22 protein-coding genes are annotated in these 22,777 nt (G+C 42.3%); 2 read left to right on the top strand and 20 right to left on the bottom strand.

The features are described 5' to 3' along the window. Nucleotides 1-39 precede the first annotated feature (39 nt). The gene (locus MKZ13_RS02090) at nucleotides 40-690 is read left to right on the top strand and encodes an amino acid ABC transporter permease (RefSeq protein ID WP_221823860.1); all 651 of its coding nucleotides are present in this window, start codon (nucleotides 40-42) and stop codon (nucleotides 688-690) included. Between the two features lie 230 nt (nucleotides 691-920). Here the strand turns inward: MKZ13_RS02090 and MKZ13_RS02085 are convergent, their stop codons facing one another. The 20 genes from MKZ13_RS02085 to MKZ13_RS01990 form a co-directional block, all read right to left on the bottom strand. Continuing rightward, the gene (locus MKZ13_RS02085) at nucleotides 921-1,088 is read right to left on the bottom strand and encodes a hypothetical protein (RefSeq protein ID WP_339181422.1); all 168 of its coding nucleotides are present in this window, start codon (nucleotides 1,086-1,088) and stop codon (nucleotides 921-923) included. A gap of 16 nt (nucleotides 1,089-1,104) precedes the next feature. Continuing rightward, nucleotides 1,105-2,442: an FAD-dependent oxidoreductase gene (locus tag MKZ13_RS02080; protein WP_339185291.1), complete on the bottom strand. Its 1,338-nt coding sequence runs from the start codon at nucleotides 2,440-2,442 to the stop codon at nucleotides 1,105-1,107. Nucleotides 2,443-2,500: 58 nt separating this feature from the next. After that, nucleotides 2,501-3,355, bottom strand: coding sequence for a carbohydrate ABC transporter permease (locus MKZ13_RS02075; RefSeq protein WP_036616638.1), 855 nt, complete (start codon nucleotides 3,353-3,355; stop codon nucleotides 2,501-2,503). Continuing rightward, a complete protein-coding gene (locus tag MKZ13_RS02070; RefSeq protein ID WP_339181419.1) occupies nucleotides 3,339-4,253 on the bottom strand; it encodes a sugar ABC transporter permease in 915 nt (304 codons plus the stop codon). The genes MKZ13_RS02075 and MKZ13_RS02070 overlap by 17 nt, the downstream gene beginning before the upstream one ends. Before the next feature lie 276 nt (nucleotides 4,254-4,529). Next, nucleotides 4,530-5,240: a hypothetical protein gene (locus MKZ13_RS02065; RefSeq protein ID WP_221823856.1), complete on the bottom strand. Its 711-nt coding sequence runs from the start codon at nucleotides 5,238-5,240 to the stop codon at nucleotides 4,530-4,532. Between the two features lie 32 nt (nucleotides 5,241-5,272). Further along, nucleotides 5,273-6,568 (bottom strand): sugar ABC transporter substrate-binding protein, encoded by a 1,296-nt coding sequence (locus MKZ13_RS02060; RefSeq protein WP_339181415.1) that lies wholly within the window; start codon nucleotides 6,566-6,568, stop codon nucleotides 5,273-5,275. A gap of 103 nt (nucleotides 6,569-6,671) precedes the next feature. Continuing rightward, nucleotides 6,672-7,439, bottom strand: coding sequence for a response regulator (locus MKZ13_RS02055; protein WP_339181412.1), 768 nt, complete (start codon nucleotides 7,437-7,439; stop codon nucleotides 6,672-6,674). A 5-nt stretch (nucleotides 7,440-7,444) separates the two neighbouring features. After that, complete coding sequence (locus MKZ13_RS02050; RefSeq protein WP_221823850.1) at nucleotides 7,445-9,268, bottom strand: sensor histidine kinase; 1,824 nt, start codon at nucleotides 9,266-9,268, stop codon at nucleotides 7,445-7,447. Between the two features lie 240 nt (nucleotides 9,269-9,508). Beyond that, nucleotides 9,509-9,697: an aspartyl-phosphate phosphatase Spo0E family protein gene (locus MKZ13_RS02045; protein ID WP_313771496.1), complete on the bottom strand. Its 189-nt coding sequence runs from the start codon at nucleotides 9,695-9,697 to the stop codon at nucleotides 9,509-9,511. A 625-nt stretch (nucleotides 9,698-10,322) separates the two neighbouring features. Then, on the bottom strand, nucleotides 10,323-11,030 hold the full coding sequence (locus MKZ13_RS02040; protein ID WP_221823844.1) for an AAA family ATPase: 708 nt from the start codon (nucleotides 11,028-11,030) through the stop codon (nucleotides 10,323-10,325). An 11-nt stretch (nucleotides 11,031-11,041) separates the two neighbouring features. Further along, nucleotides 11,042-11,803: a hypothetical protein gene (locus MKZ13_RS02035; RefSeq protein ID WP_221823842.1), complete on the bottom strand. Its 762-nt coding sequence runs from the start codon at nucleotides 11,801-11,803 to the stop codon at nucleotides 11,042-11,044. A gap of 15 nt (nucleotides 11,804-11,818) precedes the next feature. Further along, the gene (locus MKZ13_RS02030; RefSeq protein ID WP_221823840.1) at nucleotides 11,819-12,919 is read right to left on the bottom strand and encodes a YcaO-like family protein; all 1,101 of its coding nucleotides are present in this window, start codon (nucleotides 12,917-12,919) and stop codon (nucleotides 11,819-11,821) included. Nucleotides 12,920-12,939: 20 nt separating this feature from the next. Next, a complete protein-coding gene (locus MKZ13_RS02025) occupies nucleotides 12,940-13,980 on the bottom strand; it encodes a YcaO-like family protein (RefSeq protein ID WP_339181407.1) in 1,041 nt (346 codons plus the stop codon). Between the two features lie 10 nt (nucleotides 13,981-13,990). After that, the gene (locus tag MKZ13_RS02020) at nucleotides 13,991-14,821 is read right to left on the bottom strand and encodes a hypothetical protein (RefSeq protein WP_221823835.1); all 831 of its coding nucleotides are present in this window, start codon (nucleotides 14,819-14,821) and stop codon (nucleotides 13,991-13,993) included. After that, entirely contained in the window at nucleotides 14,811-15,704 is an 894-nt protein-coding gene (locus tag MKZ13_RS02015; protein WP_221823833.1) for an McbB family protein, read from the bottom strand. The genes MKZ13_RS02020 and MKZ13_RS02015 overlap by 11 nt, the downstream gene beginning before the upstream one ends. Nucleotides 15,705-15,807: 103 nt before the next feature. Further along, nucleotides 15,808-16,161 (bottom strand): hypothetical protein, encoded by a 354-nt coding sequence (locus MKZ13_RS02010; RefSeq protein ID WP_221823831.1) that lies wholly within the window; start codon nucleotides 16,159-16,161, stop codon nucleotides 15,808-15,810. 33 nt (nucleotides 16,162-16,194) lie between these two features. Further along, complete coding sequence (locus MKZ13_RS02005) at nucleotides 16,195-16,350, bottom strand: aspartyl-phosphate phosphatase Spo0E family protein (protein WP_339181402.1); 156 nt, start codon at nucleotides 16,348-16,350, stop codon at nucleotides 16,195-16,197. 496 nt (nucleotides 16,351-16,846) lie between these two features. Beyond that, nucleotides 16,847-18,202, bottom strand: a complete 1,356-nt coding sequence (locus MKZ13_RS02000; RefSeq protein WP_339181400.1) for a helix-turn-helix transcriptional regulator — start codon at nucleotides 18,200-18,202, stop codon at nucleotides 16,847-16,849. 30 nt (nucleotides 18,203-18,232) lie between these two features. Further along, complete coding sequence (locus tag MKZ13_RS01995; protein WP_339181398.1) at nucleotides 18,233-19,603, bottom strand: helix-turn-helix transcriptional regulator; 1,371 nt, start codon at nucleotides 19,601-19,603, stop codon at nucleotides 18,233-18,235. Nucleotides 19,604-19,917: 314 nt separating this feature from the next. Then, entirely contained in the window at nucleotides 19,918-21,303 is a 1,386-nt protein-coding gene (locus MKZ13_RS01990) for a helix-turn-helix transcriptional regulator (RefSeq protein WP_133386972.1), read from the bottom strand. A 264-nt stretch (nucleotides 21,304-21,567) separates the two neighbouring features. On the opposite strand from MKZ13_RS01990, the gene MKZ13_RS01985 reads away from it, so the two are divergent. After that, entirely contained in the window at nucleotides 21,568-22,692 is a 1,125-nt protein-coding gene (locus tag MKZ13_RS01985; RefSeq protein WP_339181396.1) for an LLM class flavin-dependent oxidoreductase, read from the top strand. The last annotated feature ends 85 nt before the right edge of the window (nucleotides 22,693-22,777 follow it).

Genomic DNA, 22,777 nt, shown 5'->3' with positions numbered 1-22,777 from the left:
GATATTCCATTCCTGCATACAGAAGGAGGCTAATAAAATATGGACTTTAGCGGGGCCTATGCGTGGCCCAACCTTCGTTTCCTGCTTCAAGGATTCCTGATTACCCTGCAGGTAGCAGGGCTATCCATTATATTCAGCTTTGTGCTTGGCACTGTGCTGGGTACGATCCGGTATACCCGTATCCCTGTTCTGTCACAGATCGTGGCAGTGATCGTGGATACGATCCGGAATCTGCCGCTGTTGCTCATCATTTTCTTCATTCACATGGTACTTCCGCAGCTCGGGATTAAAATGTCCGTCTTCTGGTCCACGGTCGTTGGACTGAGTCTGTTTGAAGGCGCGATGATTGCCGAGATCGTCCGTAGCGGTCTGAAGTCCGTTGAGCGCGGTCAGGTGGAAGCTGCCCGCTCCTCGGGCCTCAGCTACATGCAGACCCTCGGTGGCATCATCATGCCACAGGCGCTACGCCGCATGTCCCCGCCGATGGTCAGCCAGTTCATCTCACTCCTGAAGGATACTTCACTGGCGATCATCATCTCTCTGCCGGAGTTGATGCACAACGTGCAGATCCTTGGTGGTCAAAGTTTCGATTACATTATCCCGGCCCTGCTGCTCGCAGCCGTACTGTATTTTGCCATCAACTACGCGCTGTCCATTGTCGCAAGGCGACTTGAGGCACGGATGAATTGATAATCAGAGGGAGTAACGCATGAGAACGCCCCAAAAACTCTAAATTCACCTATGCTATGCAGTGGATTTGGAGTCTTTGGGGCTACAATTATGCTCATCATTCAATTCACGAGCCTCCCACCAATTTCTAACGAACTGAGGGAAGCTTATTTAGCTATTTGTGGGATAGTTTCTAATCTAACGAATCGTAGACGCTCTATTCTTCCGATTCACCCCGCTTTTACCCCCTATTACAGGGTTTTGAGTAAAATAACTTCACTGAGATTCGTTACATTTTCCATTTCAGCTATAGCCCCCGAATTAGAAGTCTCAGGTTCGTTAAAATTTACACTGCCGCGAATTAAATAAACACCCACTCCCACTATTAATGATTCACCCGATTCGCCCAATTCGTCCACAATCAGCTCTCATCTGCTAGATCGCTGCTCCGTTGCGACTTAATTCCGCCTGTAACAGCTCGATCGGCAGTTCCACCGGGTCCAGCTTCATCTTCACTGTGAGTGCAGCCGCTGTTCCCGCGGCCTCCCCGGTAGCCATACAGCTTGGAGTCAACCTTGTCGTTGCATGCGCCTCATGTGTGGTGGAGATGCAGCGTCCTGCCGCCAGCAGATTGCGGATATTGCGAGAGATCAGACAGCGATACGGAATATCGTACGCCCCATCTCCTTCTATAAAGGCAGCCACAACGCCTTGACCCGAAGGGTCATGAATATCAATCGGATAACCACTTCTGGCAATTACATCGTCAAATTTTCGTCCTGCAACTACATCCACCTGGGTCAATGCATACTGCCCAATGATTCGTCTCGATTCACGAATACCAATCTGCGGCGCTACTGCCGAGATCGAAGCCCGTTCGAATCCAGGCACATCACGCTGCAAAAACTCAGCGATCATCAGCACCTGCTTCCGGCCTTCCTGTTCCGCAGAGGTCAGATCCTCGGCATCTGTCGCATCAAGTCCCTGTACCCGGGTACAATTAATCAGCACTTCATCCTCTGCCGGTCCGGTAAAAAACAACACCTGGTCGCGATTAATCGGCACACCTGCTTTTTTCCACTGGGAATAGAAACCACTCACCCCGGTTAACGGAATGCTGTCCAGTTCAGCAAAGGGAGTTTTCACATAGAAATCCTCCGGGTGCTCCAGCATATATCGTTTCACTCGTCCAAGATCGACACCACGCATGCGGAATTTCATGGTCATCGGCTGTGACTGGTGGTCTCCGTCTCGTCCTTTTGCCACAGAAGCACCCGCAAGATAAGCCAGATCCGCATCGCCGCTTGCATCCACGAATACGTTCGCCTGGAACTCCTTTCTTCCAGACTTGTTGGTCACTCGAACCACTTCCACCCGATCATCAACAACAACCACCTCGTCCACAAAGCTGTGCAATAACAGCCGGACACCAGCCTCCTGCAACATCTCTGCCGCAACCACCTGAAAGATGGCTGGATGGTACGGCGTGACGGTATGCACAAACCCAACCGTATCGCGCAGATGCCCCGGGGAGCCACCACGTGCCTGCAAACGATCCACAATCTCCTGCGCAATGCCTTTAATAACCTGCTCACCGCGCTCCGTATGGAAAGTCATCCAGGGATAAACCATAGCAGCAGTTGACATCCCGCCAACGAATCCGTATCGCTCCACCAGCACTGTTCGTATCCCCTGCCGTCCAGCCGCAATGGCTGCCGCTATACCCGCAGGGCCCCCTCCCACAATAACGACACCTGCTTCTTCCTTTTTCATGCTCATCCCTTCACGCAAATGTTGTCCCTCCTTCGTTCTATTGCACGTATTACACGGCTTACTCTTTCAGTCCCGTCATGGCGACCCCCTCAATGAAGCGCCGTTGTGCCAAGAAAAAAACAATTAACAATGGCAAGGTCGCCATCACGGTGGCACTCATCAGGTATTGCCAGGCTGTGCCCACTTCATCTGTAAACAGGGATAATCCAAGCGGCAGCGTCATTAGATCACGCGAGTTAATGAAGATCAACGGATCAAAAAACTCATTCCAGATCGTCACAAACGTGAAGATCGTCAGCGTAGCCATACCCGGCTTGGCAATGGGCAGCATAATTCGCGCATATATCCGGAATCGGTTGCAACCATCAATCATCGCCGCTTCTTCCAGTTCCGTTGGCACCGTAATGAAGAACTGCCGCATCACAAAGATGCCAAACACACCACCCGCGCCAAAGATCGGCAATAATATCAGCGGAAGATGGGTATCAATCCACCCCAGCTGCCGCATGAACAGAAACATCGGTATCGCTGTCACCTCATGGGGAATCATCATCGCACTTAGCAGAATGAGAAATACCACATTACGTCCCTTAAACGGAATTTTGGCGAATGCATAGCCGGCGAGAGAGGCAAAAAATACTGTTCCCAGCACAACCAATGCAGAAATGTAGATACTGTTCCAATAAAAACGGTGAAACGGAATCAATCGAAAGACATCGATATAGTTCTGAAATCGGAAAGTATCCGGTATCCACTGCGGTGGATAGGTGAATATGCTCTGGGGTTCCTTGAATGATGTCGATATCATCCAGATAAATGGCACAATCATAATGAGCGAAATCAGAGTCAGCAACAAATACGTCCCCAGAGTACTTCCTATCTTCCGCCCCGAAGGACTAGGCATCGCCTTCATTGAATACCCACCTCTTTCGGAGCTGCCATTGCAGCAGCGTCAGAATTAGCACGATAAAGAATAGTACATATGCGAGAGCAGAAGCATAGCCAAACTGAAATAGTTTGAATGCTTTTTCCCAGATATAATAAACCAATACCTTGGTGCTGTTGCTCGGCCCGCCCTGTGTCATCACATAGATCTGCCCGAATACTTTGAGTGAACCAATCACGGTCATGACTACAGTCAGAAACACCGTTGGCGTGATCATGGGCAACGTGACGTGAAAGAAGGTTCCCCTTTTGCCCGCCCCGTCTAATGTTGCTGCTTCGTACAGTGAACGCGGTACCTGCTGAATAGCTGCAATGAACAGCACCATATTCAGACCGACATTTTTCAGCACACTTGTCACTATAACCGCTGGCATTGCCAAATCCGGATTGTAAAGCCAGGCCGGACCTTTGATGCCCAGCATCAACAGAAGCTGATTAATCAATCCAGACTCTGTCGCATACATCAGCTTCCACACGATGGCCCATACGATCAACGAGGTCATGACCGGAACAAAGATCGCTGTTCGGAAAATTCCGATGCCCCGCAGATTTCTGGACAATAACAACGCGAGCAGCAAGGCGAGCACAATATTAAGCGGCACCAGCCCCGCTGTGAAATAAACCGTATTGGCGAGCACTTTCCAGAACATGGCGTCTGTCATAATATTCCGGTAATTATCCAATCCAATAAAATGATAATCCCCCAGCAGCGGCCAATCGGTCAGGCTCATGTATAACGCGAGACCCATGGGAAATAACAGCAGCAGGGTAAACCCAAGCACCATCGGCGATACAAACAGCCAACCCGCGATCTGGGCCTCTCTGGCGAGCGGCCCCCCTCTTTTGCGCTTGAGTGAATGGGTCAATCAGGCCTCCCCCTTTTAATCAAATTTCCTCCGAAGCTGAACTCTGCGACGATTCTATATAAGGTGAACTATACATTTACACAAGAACGTAGAGGACAGAAAAAACCTGAAGAAGCGAAGTGGTCGCCTAAAAGCTTTCTGGAAGAAAGCTGCATCGGAAGCATATGCTTTAACCCGGATTTCCCCTTTATATATGGGATTCAAAAAAAATCTGGGGATAACAGCGATCGGAAGGTTGTTCTGGCATCGGAGTGGCAAGTGTAAATATTCTTTAGTTCAACTTATATAGTCCGAACGGTTCAGACTGTCCACCGCATTGCGGAACCCGTTTACGGCCCTTCGCAGCTGTTCCACCGTGTTGCCAGTCACGACCGCCCCAAGCATGATCGCTTTTACCCCGGTATCGCGCAGCACCCGAACATCCTCCGGCACCAGCTTTCGCTGGGAAGGGACTAATACCGGAACCTGGGCTTGCAAGACCAGACGGCGATACTTAAGCACATCCGCGAAGCTGAGCGGTGTACCATATTCTTTTCCAGGTACAATGGATGCCTCCAGAGCGGTGAAGCCGAAGTGCGCTGCCGATGTTACGAGGGAAGCATCATATTCTTCATTGATCGCAAACGTTGGGTCCAGCCCCAAGTCATTCAACATGAAGGATGGCAAGTGATGTGCATAGATGGAGTAGAAGTCAAAACCCAGTCCGGAAAGCCTCTCCACATCCTCTCGCCTTGCTCCCTCAATACTGCCAGAAGGTACGACCCCAAGCGGACCACCAAACTCACTGCGGATCGCCCGAAACACCTCGGCATACATGTCTAATGGACCAAAATGATTCCCGCTGGCGCGATGACCGACATTATAATGCACCTTCAGTGCATCAGCGCCCTCTTCCATGGCTGCCCGGGCCAAAGATAGATCGTTCTCTGGCAGGCTGACCAGCAGCGACAGCGGTTTCCGCTCAAGTAATTCTTTGAATTTGCCCATCCTCCCTCTCCTCCTCTTTCTCATCGAATGATCTAGGGTTGCAACACACTTTGGATCTCTTCCTGCATCTGTTTCAGGTTATCCTCAGCTGTCGCTGTCTTTGCAAACAGTCGGTCAAATCCCTGCAATACCGCATTGTCGATATCCTGCCAACGGATATGACCGGGAATTAAGCGCGCTTTTGGCATTTCATCAATGACCGCCTGTACAATATGCTCTTTGCTCGGGTTATTCGGCTGAAGAATGAATGCATCTGAGTTCAGAACAGAGGTACGCGGAGGCACAAAGTAGGTGGCTGTCGCCTGAATCCCCTGCTCACTGGCAAAATACTTCAACAGTTTCTTCGTTTCCTCTGGATGTTTGCTGTCGTTGAACATGGCATATCCGGCCTGCCCCAGCATCGGTACACTGCCTTGAGAGCCGGAAGGCATAGGAGCGATGCTCCATTCAAAATCCGTAATTTCTCTTGCTTTGGAAACATAGCTGTAATTATCAAAGAACATGCCCACATTGCCCGCATCGAAGCTGACCTGTTCGCCTGCCTTCGGGTGTGATTCATCGGTGAACATCATGCGTTCCAGCAATTCAAAGGTCTGTACGCCATAGGCATCGTTCCAGGTGAACGTTGTCATGCCTTCGTCGAATGGACCGCTTCCATTGGACCAGGAGTAGGAGGAAAGCACCGCCCAGGTCTTCCAGTCGCGAAAAAAGTTGGCACCATAGACTCGGTAGGTCGCATCCTTGCTGGTAATGCCTTTGGCGGACTCTTCGAACTGTTCCCATGTCCATTTCCCTTGGGTGGCAAGTGAGTTTGGATCAGTCAGACCGGCTTGGTCAAACAGCGTTTTATTGTAAAACATGACCACCGGAGGTGTAGAGAAAGGTAATCCCAGCAGTTGATCTCCATCACGGAACAAATCCAATGTACTTGGAATATAATCATCCAGCTTAAACTGTGCATCATCCTTGAACTCGGATACATCGGCCAGAATATGGTTGGACTTGAATTGTGGCACCATTCTCTCCGATACCCAGGCGAGATCGGGAAGAGAGCCTCCGGCGGCAAGCACCGAAATTTTTTGCTGGTATTCTGCGAAAGGTACGGATTCCATCGTTACTTTGATGCCTGGATTTTCCTTTGTGAAGTCATCGATCAACTTGTTGTATACATCCATATGCGCCTGATTGCCCCACATCATGAACTTAAGCTCGACCTCACCATTCTCCCCGCCCGTACTGTCAGGTTCACTGCTGGAATTGGAGCCTGTGCACGCGATTGAAGCCATCATCATGAATATAAACACCAGTATCAGTCCTGCTTTTTTCATGGAGATCCCCCTTATGGACGTCGTGGTATACATGTGCAACCAAAGTATAACGAAAGCATCGTTCCCCCTTAAATCACGTCAACTACAGAAATGGTATGGTTTTTCAAGAGATACTGAATCGGTCTCGATATTCTCCCGCAGTCCATCCCACCTGCTGCTTGAACACCAGCATGAAGTGTTTGGGGCTCTGATGCCCGGATAACCGTGCCACATCATAGATTTTGAGACCCGTGTTGATCAGCAACCACTTGGCCCGCTCCATACGTGCCTCCGTGATGTATTCGGAATAATTGATGCCTATTTCATTCTTGAACAACTGGCTTAAATAAGTAGGGTTCAAGTTAACAAGATCTGCTATCGTCTGAAGTCGCAGATCTCCATCGGGATGTTGCTTGATGTGCTCCTTCACATCTCGGATAATCTTCCGTGTATCTCCGCCAGCGTGTTCTGTTTTCCCAGATGGCTCAGGGATAGAAAGAGTTGTTATACCGTATCTGCGATCCAGCAGCAATTGAATCTTTTGTATGGATAATGCCAGTTCATAACGATCGATTGGCTTCAACAGGTAGTTCAACACCCCAAACTCCATCGCTCTGCGTGCATATTCAAATTCGCCGTAGCCACTAATGATGAGCATTAACAATTCAGGGTACATGACTCTGGCTTTGCTTACCAAAGTTAATCCGTCCATTTCACGCATGCGGATATCCGTGATTAACACATCCGGTACCTCACATCTCAGAAAATCCAGCGCCTCGGTACCGCTCGACGCTTCGCCCGTTACCTGAAACTGAGAAGACACTTGTACAATCAGCTCCCTCAGTCCATGACGGATGACCGTCTCATCCTCTACAAGCAATACTTTATACATGTGCTTCAATCCCCTTTCGGTAGAAGTTGAATGGATATCGTGACCACCAGGCCCTGCCCTGGACTTCCATCAATGCTTAGGCTGCCGCCTTCTCCATACATGAGGCGAAGCCTCTGAGCGATATTGTTAAGCCCCAGACTATCCCCGGCATGGCAACGTAATGCCTCATTGGAAGGCTGTTTTGATATGGACTCATTTAACTCGTCAATCTTTGCCTGAGCCATACCCTTACCGTTGTCTCGTACACTAATCAGCAGCTCGTGGTCGAATTTCAAGGCAGATACCCAGATTACTCCACCATTTTCCTGCCCTTCAATGCCATGGTAGACTGCATTCTCCACCAGCGGTTGCAGCATCAGCTTGGGAATCAAATACTCCGTTATTGCTTCTTCGATGTCATAGATAATCTCTAACTTGCCGTCGTAACGTACCTGCTGAATGCGTACATAGGATTGTACAAAAGCAAGTTCTTCCCCAAGTGGGACCATCCGGTCCACCTTATCAATCGTATAACGCAGCAACTTGCCAAGCGCCGTCACCATGTCCGATACCTCAGCATGCTTCTGGCGAATGGCCATCATGTTAATGGACTCCAGCGTGTTGTATATAAAATGGGGATTCATCTGGCTTTGCAACGCTGACAACTCTGCCTCCCGCTCTTGAATGCCCAGCAGAAACACCTCATTGAACAGTCGATGAATCTCTTCCATCATTCGGTTAAAGCCCCGGCTAATCTGTCCGAATTCATCACTGCTGAAGTGTGCTACACGCTGGCTAAAATCTCCCTGCTCCACCCGAATCATGTGGTGCTTCAGTCGAATCAGCGGCCGGGTGATACGATAAGATAACAGAACCGCCAGAATTGCTATACCCGCCATACATAACACTGCGAACCATATTGTAAAGGTGAGCATCTCACCCGACTCCTTTTGAATCACAGCAATAGGTGTAAGACTGATCACCGAAAGCCCGGAATAGCTGGAATGGTGTTGTACATAGAGATAGGGCTGCCCATCCAGAACAACTTTTTGGTTTCCTGCATAGCTTTGAAGCTGTCCCTGCATTAGCAACTGGTCGTACGCAGACATTCCTCCGGTCGAGGTCCGTTCGAACAGCAGACGCTGTTTGCTGTCTACAATCATCAGGCTTGCATCTTGCTCATAATTCAGATTGGATAACAGTTGACCGAAGGCCTCCAAACGGATGTCAATCAGAATGTAACCCAGTCGCTGGAGCGTACCCGGATCTCGAAGCACTCTGCCCACCGATATATACGATTCTTGCTGACCACCCGTGTAATAGCTGGGATGATGCGGAGGAAGCAGGCGCCATGTCCCTTCCGAATCTTCAAGCTCTGCAAACCAATCATCCTGCCTGCTGTCCCATACCGGCTTGACCGCCAGCGAATCGAGATTGGAGAACAAAATGCCGCTGTTGCTGATCAGATGAATTCCCCGAATCTCTGGCCGGTCATAAGCTTGACCCGATGTGTAAAGCTTCATTTTCAGATAGTCCTCAGACCTCGCCCATGTACCCGACCCCATTGAAGCGTTGTATTTGTCCAGAATGCCAAGCACCATCTGATCGTAAAGCGGCAAGAGCGACAACCGCTCAAAGTCCTTCAGCAGCCGGTTCAGATTGGCGTTAATCTGGCGAACCATATCAATGGTGAACTGCTCGGTCTTGCGATCCATCGTCTGCGAGAAATGCTTGTAGTTCATCATTCCCTGCAAACTTAGCGGCAGCAACGTCAGCGCCAGGAACAACAGGAGCAACTTGGTGCGCAGGTTTACGTTTTTCCCGAAAAAAATGCGTACCTTGTCCATCATTTCCGTTCACCCTCCCTCTCCCGATCATTGTATGAGCCCCCTTCACAGATCAATCTGGATATAACTGGGGTCATCATATCCAGTTTTAATGATCATCCGCTATCCTGCCAATCCTGGAATTGGTGCGGAATTTCAAGTTATCCGCATGGATTTCAGGTGAACGCCAAAAAGTCGACTGTATCGCTACAGTCGACTACGCTATTTCTATAGAACACTATTTAGACAAAAAAACCGACTGCATTATGCAATCGGTTGTCTGTTCCTGAGATGGCTTTTATATTTGAATCGATTATATTCATTAATAAGCTCGTCCAGTACCATGGACTGTCGGAGGACTTGGTTGTCCTGCATGCCATGATTCTCCGCCAAACGACTCAACTCATGCCTATTTCGTTCGATTTTATCTTTGATCTGTATCGGTTCACTCACAGCATGCACCCCCTCTTTGTATAACATTTTAGGATACATTGCCAAAAAATTCATATTATATTCCTTTGCAGAACTAATTGATTGTTTGCAAAGGTGGTTTTCATAAAACAAAAATTAATTTATATCTCCCTACTTTAACTGCTTCAAAAAAGCTAAGTCAGGATTGATGCCATCTCCCGTTTTAATAAACGCCTCATATGATCCGCTTAAAGATTACTGATCTCAGCCGGACTCATCTCTTCATCTACATAGGGTTCATTGTCGATTGCAATCACTAGACATATAAATCAGATGTGTACTGATCGCTGCAACGGTATTGACATTGATGATAAGTTTTGCAGGGTTCATCGTAACCTTGATTGGACTGATTGTCTTTGCCTTAAATAATCAAAACAAAAAGAAATAGACCGCCCCAGCTAAGGTAATGGTCTATTTCAGCTACCTATGCACAGCCACCGCCCTTAGAAGCGGCTGTTGTAAAGAGCAGGATGTTCGCGCATCCTTGCTCTTTGTTATTATCTCCAGTTTAACACAGTTTGTTGCATAAGTTAGCTCTTTACTGGTAATTATTGTCGCTCAGTTTTGGAGTAGAAGGGACGTGGCAAAAATGGAGAAACACCTCTCCTCACTTCACCTGCTTCAGAAACGCCAAGTCCGGATTCACTCCATCTCCCATTTTAATAAACGTCTCATATGATCCGCTAAAGGTTATTTTACCTAGATGAATAAAATGCAGAACACACTGGATATTTGCAATATCCTGCAAGTGATGGTTCGAGACCAGTACAGTGCACTCATTATGGAGTGCCAGCTTCTCAATCCTTTTCAAAATATGATAACGCATTTCCGGATCGATACCCGCTAATGGCTCGTCAAAGATGTATAATTTCCTCTTCATTAATGTGATTGCCAGAATACACAGATAACGCCTCTCCCCAACAGATAATTGCCCAAACTCCATATGCCATACCCGCTGTACCAATTCAACCTCTGCTGGACTCATATCTTCATCTACATAAGGTTCGTTGTTCACTTCAATGCGGTTGGAGTGATCGGAATACAGGAAAAAGCGAAAGAGATCTTTGGCCTTCAAAGTTAGAGGAAATAACAAACCCTGGAGCTGGTAGATGATCTCCTTCTCATCCGGAATACCTTGTATTTCTGGTGGACGTTTAATCACATTCGCGATCAGATCAAATAAAGTCGTTTTGCCAGAACCATTTTTGCCAATAATCATATTCACGGTCTGTTCGGGAAACTCCACATGTAAATGATCCAGATTTTGACGAGAGGCTTTGGGATAAGAAAAGCTCAAATTTTCAATTTTAATCATAGATCCTCCTGCTATGTCCGATGTGTTCTGGATATGACTTTCACAAATTTGAGTGCGATAAGTCCGCAGGTAACATAACTAAGTGTGATGAAGCTCATGTTGATCAGACTCAAATGTGGGAAAGGGCTATTCATAAACCATTCTGCTAATAAAAAAGTTAGATTCCTGACGTACTCCATAGGGTTGATGAACACCAGAAGTAGACCATACTCTGTTGAATACGCCAGTCCCTTTGCAGATAGAAAAAACATGACCAGTAAACTCATACTGACCACCGCATTCAGCGACTCCTGCCTTACTGGAAGAAGCATGAGGATAAGCGTTAATAAAATGACCATTACAGACCCCAATATACAGCTTGTTAAAGACACGGCGAGAAACAAAGCAACCTGTCCAAAGCTATCCAGGAATATCACTCCCGATACTAGCGAGAACAGAAGAATGGTCAAGAACAGAAAACCAATCTGGTTCAGAGCCTTTCCCCAGATAATAGGGTATTTACTACCCGAGATAAATTTGAACATCTTGAAAAAACCGCTCTCTCTTAAAGAGATCAGATTGGTCGTCACATCGATGGACATCACGAAGATAATATATGAAACAAATACACTGGTTTGGATGTAAAATTCATTGATCTCAGGCCCCTGAGTAAACCATTGATAATTAAAGATAAAAAAAGCAATGAGGGGAAATAACAGATACCATACGAAAGCTACTTTGTTGCTTAACATCATTTTAGTAAACAGACGGAAGTATTCACGAGTTATTTTCAAAAAACAACCTCCAATTTATCCAAACGGGAGCATTTTCCCAATATTGTGTAATCGATTCTTATAAGGCTTCAAGATTTCGACTTGAGTTGGGTCTATTTTTGCAGCATACATGTGATGGAAGCCTTTATTTGTTATAATTTTAACAATTTTTGTATTTAACTCTCCATCAAGAGCTGGTATATAACAAAGATTAAAATCCATTGCCAATTTTAAAGAGATTTTCTTAACTGTATTATAAAATTCATTAGGATCAGCTTTGTGTCCATCTATTAGTTCACCACGCACTTGATCTGATTTCTCTAGGTATTGAAACTCGCTTTTTAATTCATCTACACCAAGTCTCTCCATAAAATAATGAGAGTAAAGTAATGGATCAACTGAGTATTCCGTATTTTGATAATTTGATTTTTTTATAGGCTGCTCCACAGTTACATATTGGAATAGCTCTTTTAAACTGCCTGTTATTGCACCTTGGTAGTCCCAATCAGCACTTATCCCAACACCTTTAGTTTTTGCTCCAAAGGCGATTGTAATTACTACCTTGACCTCATCACACAACGATATATCGTACATAAAGATCTCATCTACATGTATCCGAGACATCTGGATAATGGATTGAAGATCTATAAATTTTATATCTTCAAGATGAATCTTTTTAGCAGGAGATTTAGTGAACCAACTAAAGAGCAAGCTTTGTCTTTCAAAGAATTCTAAAAATGCAGAATTTATAGACTGATGGGAACTAACATGAGAGGCCATTCCGCAGGTATCGCTATATATATTATCTAGATTTAATTTGTTAAGTATAGGATCATTCCAGTTCAACAAAATACGATGTAGAGGAAATTGTTCTATTGTACCATTCAGCATGTTGACTCCCTCTACTAATTGATCCCTGAATCTATGATAATTGTTAAAAACAGATACCCTCTCTATATGCTCTCCTATTGCTGCTTTAATTGATTTTCTTTTATCAAAATCAATTGCGCTTGCAGGCGGACCATTCTCAGAATACGTAATAACATCACTCTGAAAATAGTCAAGAAGAAATGAATTTTGTTTGATATGAAACCTTTCAATCATAAAAGGTGTGCCGTTAACTGGATTATTTATCAAAGCGTATTCTCTCCTCTCTATCACACTACAATACAGTTAGGTATTTTCAACATGCTTTGCTCGTTAAGATTTATCGTATTTACATTCATAGGGTTTCTTAGGTTAATGTACTCTTTTAAAGGAATATGATTAAAAAGATAAGGAGAGTATATTTTTATACATTTAATTTTTGTAGTTACCGTTTGTTTTAGCGGAATCATATATACTTCAGCCACCCAAGGAGGAAGTATATTTAACAAATTGGAGATTGTTAATTCTTTCATCGTTTTTTCATAATCACTAGTTGAGATACTTCCGTACCCTACAGATAAGTAATCAATAATCTCAGATTGATTTTCATATTTTTTCTTGAACACTCGGCGTGACATAGCAACGAGTTCATTACTTTCTTCTTTCCACTGTAATAAAACGGCTTCTTGTGTAGATTTAAGGATGGCCTCTTCAATGGAAAAAGAGCTACCCACCCCAGAAGAGCACACGAAATTTTTGTAAAGAATAAAACAAAATACTACCTTTAAGGGATAGAAATATTCATTGATAAAAAAAAGAACTTCTTTATTTTTTTGATACATTAATCCAGATAAAATTTTATGTTTGTTTATCAGAGATACATCTAGTTTAATTTTAGAGCCTTGTTTACCATACCAAAATAGATACAATGCATTTTTTTCAATAATTTCTCGGAGAGAACTAACAATTGCTTTTTGTGACGAAATATGACTAGACGTTCCGGTAGTATCAATTGGGAATTCTCCTGATAATGAATACGTTGAGTATTTCTTATCTATAAGTACACTACTTGAATTCACCATATTAATAGCATATACACTCTTCTCATCAAAAGGGATGCCCCCAGCAGATATTGCCCTTCTCTCAATCATTTCTGAAAAAGCTTTGATTAGAGACTGTTGCTTATTAAAATCTATTGCAGTGGAACTATCCGGCCCTATATAGCCATTTTTAAGAAAGTTCCCAATCCTTGAGAAGGATGTGTATATGTCGTCAGTAATAAATTTTTGCTCCGGTATATTAAAGTGAAGAGGATTTGATAAATACAACATGATATCGACCTCATTTTCCTGTTGGATCGGTGTATCCAAACCATTGAAGCATCACTATTGGACACAATCTCACATTAAGACCACATCGTTTAGTTAGTTCGTTATCATTGAATCCAGACCAACTCACCTCTCCGACACCTTTACTCATTTTATGGAGAGAATTTTTAAACACTTGGCTCATGGCTCCTACCTCTATTAGAGCATGTCTGTACCCTCTGATATGATATTTGATTATTGATCTGCGTAAGTCTGCTGCATATGCGATACAAATTTCCGGTAGATCTATTGCATCATGACAGACATACTTCTTGATATGAAGTGCTTCGTCTTTGGCCCAAGACGTTATTTTTAACAATGTTTGTTCTATCCCATCATATACGTAAACTCCTCTTGTCAAAGTATCATGATCTTGGAACACGAGTACCAACGGAACTATGGGATAGAGAGCACCAGCAGAACCATATTTTTTAGACCCCGTTTGTTTATCTCTTATAAAAGCATCATTTAATAATTGGGATAACTCTGCAAAATTGAACAGTCTCTCTTTGTTAAATGATCTGTAACTTCCGATTACATTCACTTCTGTGCTTGTATTAAGATTAATTTTCTGTTCGTAATAATCAGGAGTTATATCTGTGTACTGCGCATATTCAAGCCATGGAATTACGTTATCATCGATGGATTGGTGCTTGGAATCAGGCAACTTTAGCAAAGTACTGCTTTGATGAAATTTAAGAATATAGTTCTCAACTTTCTTTGGTATATAAGAAGCGTAAATGTAATCAGTGAATGACCTTTCCACTGTGTTATGTTCTAGACTTCCAACATACTTATTTTTCATAGCAGTCACATAGCTCCCAATGTAATGAATAATCTGTATAGTAATTATTCGTTTGAAGATCAAATACGGAACATTCATGTAACTCTTCATTATGGATTATTCTACCATTTTCTAAGGCGAAATATTTACTTATTTTATTACTTAATAACGAGAGTATATTCAAAATATTATTTTTGTTTAGAGGAGTATGAACCTTGAATTTGGGTTCATCTTTATAAATCGAATCGATAATTTGCTGATAAGAGATATTCCCAGTAGAATCTACACGCAATTGTGATTCAATGTGACCTATGTGGCAAAAATGACATGGATTAGATGCTTGAGGGCTATAAAGAGAATCAATATAAAAGTTGTTGTTGTATGTGTAGCTCATCAATAAAATTGAGTTCTCACTCCTTCTTACAAGTGAAGTAATCTTACTGGCTATTTCTTTACTGTAAGGATTCATAAACACTACATATAAAGTATTACTATTCTTCTCTGATAGTAGTGTGCTATTTGATTGTTCATTAAGATTTATAATTGAATTTTTCATATTTTGGTTCTCAAAAAGAAACTCTCGGGACACTTTAAGTATTTCATCATTATTACTTAAGAAAACGCATTTTTCTATTGAGAAGTTCACCTCTTCTTTAGTAATGAAGATGTAATTATTTTCTAAAAAGGATATAGCATTTGAATAGTCTTCTTGAAAAACATCCATAAGTTCTTTCTCATGGACTGATTTAATATTATTGTTATCCCATTTCTTTATTTCTTCTATTAATCTTGCTTCTTTTATTTTCACTATCCCATAGTTATGCATTAAAACTAGTTCATTTGAGTTTATTTCATAGATAACAAAGTTATTCAATGTGTACGTAGTGTACTCTTCTGTAATCAAAGTGATATGACACCTCCGCTTTAAACTTCAAGTGCGGCTAATATCCTAAATACGCATATTGCCGCACTCGAATCAATATAATTATGGGGAATCAAAAAAAGTCCTATAGTTCAATTTGTTTTTGTACATTATCCGCTCCACCACCTTTGCCACAACAACAGCAAAGTACACAACTTACATTAACACCACAGCTACCGGTGTTCCCTGTTCCCCCGCCTGTATTTGGGGGGTTTTGAAATCTGATTGCTCCAACACCGAAATCCCCGCTAGTCAACTCGGGGTATTTTGTACTGCCTTTACCAGGTTTACTTGCTCCCATATGCTCACCTCCTTGTTTAATATAGATAAAAAATTCATTTAACCTTTTCAAAAATTGAACTAGTATGTTGATCCCTTTTTTAAAATATAATATTTTGCAAAAAAATTTTATTTTTAAATTATTTGAATAATTATACAAATGAATATATGTAATTATTAAATAACATATCATTCATTTTCTCATGTTCATTCCTAAAGTAAATCGATTATATTCATTAATTAGCTCGTCCAACGCCATAGACTGCTCAAGCACTTTCACATTCGGGATTCCATATTGATCTACCAAGCGACTCAACTCTTGCCGACCTTGCTCGATTTGGTCTTTCAAGATACTCCGTTATCTCATAGCATGTACCCCTCTAGGACATTCTGGAAAATATTCAATATGAGTAAGCTATTAGTTTCGTTAGTGACTACAAGTGCTTTTAAGAACATAATGTATTTTGCATAATTTTGTAAAAATAATTCTTTAGAAAAGACCTTCTGCTCTGCATAGTCATTTCTCAAAATGCAAAACAGCCTAACTCAGAAGCAGTTAGGCTGTTTTGCTTTATTATATATTTATTTACTTAAATACTTGATAATACGTCTCTTGCTGAGACAAAGTAGCGTGTTATCTATAAGTTCCGTTTACATCAACATATTTTACTGTCATATGATCGTCTTGGTTAAACGTTGAAAGAGATAAGTTATAAAGTATTACATTTATACCGGTTTGATAAACTTTTAGTCTGAATTTATACTTTGCAAGTTCATAATTAAACAACATATACGGAACGTATATTGTGCATCTTCTTCATCGTCCCTTCCCAGATATTTCATTATCAAAAAGTTGGTGTGCTTAACTTTTCTATTATATTTTTGTACTTTTTCATTTGTGTTTCATCGGCTTCGCTCCGATACTCCCCGTACAGATCCAAACATTTAATGCACATGAGATCATCTTTACTAGAAGAAGAGAGCTCTAAACATATAAGTAAGGCATCCATTCCAAATGAATAATTGCGTTTTTTCATTTGATACCTTGCCAATTCATAATAAAATTCTTGATGCACGCGGTTAAACATTTGATCGTTATATCCACTTTTATTGTGCATATCCGTATTAATTAATTTGATCTGATTTTCGAATCGAATCAATGCATAGTCAATGTTAAAGGAATACTGATTAGCGGATTGTAAAATATTAACCAATCCAGCTAATATTTCTGACGGGTTATTTTCGATGTAATCCATATAAGAATCGATTACATTCTCTTGACCAAGCATTAATTGGTACAACAGTCGATTACCCTCCCCCCATTTTTTGAATAAATCTATTATTTCTTGATCCTCTTGTGTAGGGTTCTCAATTTCAATTATCCTCATGTATTTCTGCATATACTTTATGGCCTTATCATATTCCCTGCCGGTCTCATATACAGTTGATATCATTAAGTTTGCATAGGCTGCATATGTAAAAAGAGGATAGACTGTTAGCCTTTTTTTATATTTTCGCCTACGGGATAGAATTGTTAATTGAAATTCTGCTTTCCGTTCCAGTTCCCGCGACCACGCATCGACCTTGTCCCACAAATGTATCGCACAATAAACATTGGCTAAGTCTTTAATTGCATCCAACTGTACTTCCTCATTTAATTTATCAATATATGGTTCGAACTTTACTGCTGCATTAAGATTGTCAAGTTTACTTTGTGTTTTATGAAGCAAGAAAATGCGGTACTGGCAAAGGGCCAACCGCTCCGAGTGTTGATACTTCTCACTATCGGCCACACATTCATATAAAATGAGTGCCGCTTCATTCATGCTTTTACTATAGAGACTCTCTGCCACATCAAATAACTCATCAATATAGGATTGATCATCTGTCACATGAGTAATGACTTGTTGAATAATATCCAGCTTACCAAGCTCAGCACAACGATATATAAACGGTTCTAAGCGTCTCCAATGGGGTGCAGATTCAATAAAACACTCCACACCATACATATCACAAAAGTACCCCTGTTCTAAATCCATTGCTGATGTGATTTGGTCTAGTTGGTTCATTGAAATAAGTCTGGTTCCCTTGATGATAGCACTTAATGTGCCCACATTAATGTCAGCGATTTCTGAAAATTGCTGTAGTTTATATCCCTTATTCTTCAAGTGACTTTCAATATAGGAACGTATATTGGACATTGTCTTCATCGTCCTTCCCCAGATGTTTTACTATCGAAAAGTTGGTACACTTAACTTATCTATTAGTTTTGTATACTGCTCTTCCTGGGTCTTACTAGCGGAATTTCTGTATTTTCCGTACAAATCAATGCATTTGATACACATTAGATCTTCATTACATGAAGATGAACGTTCCAAGCTAGTAATTAGATGTTCTATTCCCTGTTCAATTTGGTTCTGTTTCAATCTGTATTTTGCTAGTTCGTAGAATAAGCGTATATATCTAAAATTTGATGCCTGTTCGTTATATACTCCTTTTACATGTCTTGCTGCTTTAATTTGATCAATGTGATTTTGGAATCTATTTAATGCATGGTCAATATTAAAAGAGTACTGATTTGCCGCCTGTATAATATAAGCGAGTGCTGTTAAAATTTCGGCATGATTAACATCTAGGTAATTCAAATAACGGTTTAAGCCTTCGAAGTCACCTGATAGTATTTTGTACAAATATCGATTGCCCTCAGCCCAGCCCTTGAATCGATCTATCAATTCTTGCTCTTCCTCTGTTGGATTTTTAATCCCATCCATAATATCCTCATAAACATCTGTGTACTCCAAAGCTTTCATATATTGCTTACGTTCTTCAGATACATTTGCCATGAGCAGATTAGCATAAGCTTTATAAGTAAATAGAGGATAAGAGGCTATTCTTGGTTTTCTGTTCCGTCTCATAGATTGAAGTTGAACTTGGAATTCAGTTCTTTGAATCAATTCATTAGCCAGTTCAAAAACCTTATCCCATAGATTTATCGCGCCATACAAATTAGCTAAATCTTTAATCGCATCCAGTTGTACTTCCTCATTCAATTTTTCGATAAAAGGTTCAAACTTTACTGCGGCATTTAAGTTATTGAATTTATTCAGTGTTTTATGAAGCAGGAAAATACGGTACTGGCATAAGGCCAACCGCTCGGAGTGTTGATATTTTTCACTGTCTGCCACACATTCATACAAAATAAGAGCTACTTCTTTTAATCCTCTAGCAAAAAAGCTTTCAGCTACATCAAATAATTCTTCTATATATGATCGATCATCCGTTACATGAGTGATGACTTGTTGTATACAATCCAGCTTACCAAGCTCAGCACACTCATATAGATATGGCTCCAAACGTCTCCAGTGGGGCGAAGATTCTATGAAGGATTCAACCCCATAACTCTCATAAAAATACCCTTTCTCTAATCCCATAACAGAAGTAATCTGATTCAGTTGGTTCATAGACATTGGCCTGTTGCCTTTAAGAATGGCACTTAAAGTTCCAACATTAATTCCAGTAATATCGGAAAAATGCTGCAACTTGAGATTCTGCTCTCTCATATATTTCTCAATATGTACTCTTATTTTAGGTACCAATTCCACTATCACACCTCCATCACCAAAATCACTTATAATTCAATAACATATAATAAATGTTATTTTAATCCTGTATTTTACATTGGTCAATCTATGAAAATACAAAAAAAAGCTTACTTCCGTATTCGGAAATAAACCTCTCATGTAATGCAAAATATCAATGTCATTTAAACTAAGCAACCTATTATATGCTTATTACATACGTAACTGTATAAGAAACATAGAATTATAGGTCTCCTAACCCATGTGAGGACAACAATGAATAAATAACAGTGGTGTCATAAGACGAGCTTAATTGTACAACATTAACAACAAGCATACTAAGCAAGATCATATAAAGTATTTTCCGCTTTTTCATAATAACTGCGCACCTCCGCTACTAAAAGTTTATATTTATTATGAATTTCTTTACTGGCAAAATTCCTGTATTCCTCGAATAGTGTCATGCAATGAATAGTATCCATCTGATTATTAGTTCTTACTGCAGATGAGAAACACTCCATAAGTCTCTTCAAACCTTTTTCATATCTGCCCCGAGTAAGGTAGTAGATTGATACTTCTAGCAGAAGGGTAGTAAATAAATCTTGTTTAATCTGCCTGCTATAACCATGAATAAGGTTTTCCTCAGAACTAATTTGAGGTTCGAATTTATGAAGGATATCATCTACGTTCATGTTATTTTTATTAGCCGCTTCCATAATATTCACCAACGCTGGCAATAACTCTGATTGATTATTTTCTATATATTGAACGTATGTTGACAACATACTATCGTCGCCCATGAATAAATAATATAGATATGTGTTTATTTCTCCCCAACCTTTAAACTTGTTAATAAACAAAAATTCTTCGTCATCCGGATCTATTATATTAACTATACTTTTATACTGTGTAGTGTATCTTAAAGCATCTTCGTATTTTCCCATTCTTTCGCATGCATTAGCCTTAAGCAAGTTTGAATATGCCTGGTATACGAATAACGGGTAGGCTGTGACCCTATCTTCTTTATTCACTTTTTTCTTAGTGTACGATTGGATAATTTCAGCTTTCCGTCCCAGATCATCAGCAAGGGAAAATGACTTATCCCAATATCGAAGTGAAGCATACGTATTCGCCAAATCCTTAATCGCATCCAGCTGCCGTTCCTCATCCAGCCGATTAATATATGGCTCAAAGTGCACAGCGGCCCGCAGGTTATCATGTTGATTCTGACCAAGCGAGAGGGTGAAGATGCGATACTGGCACAGAGCCAGACGTTCCGAATGTTGATATTTCTCACACTCCGCCACACATTCGTACAACATCCGTGCAGCCTTCGTCTGTCCACGTTCAAGCATGCCTTCCGCCATCTCAAACAACTCCGAGATATACGAGCGATCATCCGTCACTTCCTGGATAACCTTATGAATACATTCCAGCTTGTCCAATTCAGCACAGCGTTGCAGGAATGGTTCCAGTCTCCTCCAATGAGGTGCCGATTCCACGAAACATTCAGCCCCATAAATCTCGTAGAAATACCCCTCTTCCAGCTTCATGCCTTGGGTAATCAGATCCAGTTGCGCCATAGCGATGGGCCGAGTCCCCTTAATAATTGCGCTAAGCGTTCCAGCGTTAACTCCCGATATATCGGCAAAATACTGCAGGGTGTACCCCTGTTTCCTGATGTAGTCCTCAATATATGAGCGTATCGTAGTTGTAGGTTCCATGTATCCCACCTCCACAATGAAAATCCATAATTTTGAATTTATATGATAAGCACAATTTTAATCCTAAATTTTACAGCGGTCAATAAAAATCGTGGCAATTTCCTTCATATTTATGCAAGGAGCCCTCGCTGTTCCTGCTTATAGAAAAAATCCATTAGAAGAATCCGTGAGAACGTGATACATTTAATTCAACTTACATATCCTACTATTTCAATAGGATTATACGACACAGATACTATCAATTCAGTTCGAGGAGAAGGTCAGATGAAATTTGCCTTGTTTAGTCTCATGATGAATCTGCCTAATGCCGTAACCGGGGAAGCTCTGACAACTCAGCAGAAATTCCACAATATATTAGAGCAAGCGAAGCTGGCTGAACGACTGGGATTCGATGCTTATGGAATCGGTGAACGACACGGTGCGCCTTTTCTATCTTCCTCGCCACCTGTCGTATTAACCGCAATAGCCGCAGCAACCACACGCATTCGGTTACTAACCACCGTCACTGTTCTTAGTATACTTGATCCAGTCCGGGTTGCCGAGGATTATGCTACGTTGGATCAATTATCGGGCGGACGGCTGGAAATGATCATCGGGAAAGGCAATGACCCTCGCCACTATCCGCTGTTTGGCATAAGGGAAGAGGAACAATGGGACTCACTCGATGAACGCTACCATCTGCTAAAACGGCTTTGGTCTGAAGAGAATGTAACCTGGCAGGGAACGTATCGCCCTCCGCTTGATGGAGTGACCACGTGGCCCAGGCCGCTTCAGCAGTCCATCCCAATCTGGCATGGTAGCGCGTCCAGCACGGTCTCGACCGAACTCGCTGCCAAATATGGCGAGCCGCTCTTTACGTCGAATTCTTTTCACCCTCAGGCCAAATACAAAGCGTTAATTGATCATTATCGGGAGCGCCTCGATTATTATGGTCATGATCCGCAGCAAGCCGTGATTGGCTCTGGTGCCGGCAGTCTCTATCTGGCGGATACGGGTGAAGAAGCCATTCGCCGCTATAAGCCATATTATGAAGCGTTCCATGCCACCGCCGCCGCACAGCATAACCAGTCGCCCTTCACCGATCTGGAGGATAACATTGCACGAGGCCCTGCGTTAATCGGCAGTTCGGAGCAGGTCATTGAGAAAATTCTGGACTATCATGCCGCTTACGGACATCAGGTGCTGAGTATCAGCGTAGATGGACTGACGCATAGCGAGCAGTTGGAGCAAGTAGAGCGTTTTGCCAAGGAAGTTGCCCCTGTATTACGCCGCGAACTGCCCAGTTCGGTATGGAATGAACCCCCGCTCTTGAACCAGTCTCTTCCCACTTCCACATCGCATTCTCCTGATTCATGGCCCCCAGCCATCTCACCGATCTTCCAGGTGTAGTTCTCAATTCTCCACACATTCTCCATTCATCCACAAGCCTTTTGCCCCCACACCCAGGGCGATACTTTCGAATCGCCCTCTCCCT

The sequence above is a fragment of the Paenibacillus sp. FSL R5-0701 genome, assembly GCF_037973995.1.
Taxonomy (GTDB): domain Bacteria; phylum Bacillota; class Bacilli; order Paenibacillales; family Paenibacillaceae; genus Paenibacillus.
This window is presented reverse-complemented; position numbering and strand designations above follow the sequence as displayed.

Excerpts from the sequence above, each read along its gene's own strand:
- MKZ13_RS02090 (WP_221823860.1), top strand. The coding sequence starts at position 40 with ATGGACTTTAGCGGGGCCTATGCGTGGCCCAACCTTCGTTTCCTGCTT.
- MKZ13_RS02080 (WP_339185291.1), bottom strand. The coding sequence starts at position 2,442 with ATGAAAAAGGAAGAAGCAGGTGTCGTTATTGTGGGAGGGGGCCCTGCG.
- MKZ13_RS02075 (WP_036616638.1), bottom strand. The coding sequence starts at position 3,355 with ATGAAGGCGATGCCTAGTCCTTCGGGGCGGAAGATAGGAAGTACTCTG.
- MKZ13_RS02065 (WP_221823856.1), bottom strand. The coding sequence starts at position 5,240 with ATGGGCAAATTCAAAGAATTACTTGAGCGGAAACCGCTGTCGCTGCTG.
- MKZ13_RS02060 (WP_339181415.1), bottom strand. The coding sequence starts at position 6,568 with ATGAAAAAAGCAGGACTGATACTGGTGTTTATATTCATGATGATGGCT.
- MKZ13_RS02055 (WP_339181412.1), bottom strand. The coding sequence starts at position 7,439 with ATGTATAAAGTATTGCTTGTAGAGGATGAGACGGTCATCCGTCATGGA.
- MKZ13_RS02050 (WP_221823850.1), bottom strand. The coding sequence starts at position 9,268 with ATGATGGACAAGGTACGCATTTTTTTCGGGAAAAACGTAAACCTGCGC.
- MKZ13_RS02040 (WP_221823844.1), bottom strand. The coding sequence starts at position 11,030 with ATGATTAAAATTGAAAATTTGAGCTTTTCTTATCCCAAAGCCTCTCGT.
- MKZ13_RS02025 (WP_339181407.1), bottom strand. The coding sequence starts at position 13,980 with ATGTTGTATTTATCAAATCCTCTTCACTTTAATATACCGGAGCAAAAA.
- MKZ13_RS02020 (WP_221823835.1), bottom strand. The coding sequence starts at position 14,821 with ATGAAAAATAAGTATGTTGGAAGTCTAGAACATAACACAGTGGAAAGG.
- MKZ13_RS02000 (WP_339181400.1), bottom strand. The coding sequence starts at position 18,202 with ATGTCCAATATACGTTCCTATATTGAAAGTCACTTGAAGAATAAGGGA.
- MKZ13_RS01990 (WP_133386972.1), bottom strand. The coding sequence starts at position 21,303 with ATGGAACCTACAACTACGATACGCTCATATATTGAGGACTACATCAGG.
- MKZ13_RS01985 (WP_339181396.1), top strand. The coding sequence starts at position 21,568 with ATGAAATTTGCCTTGTTTAGTCTCATGATGAATCTGCCTAATGCCGTA.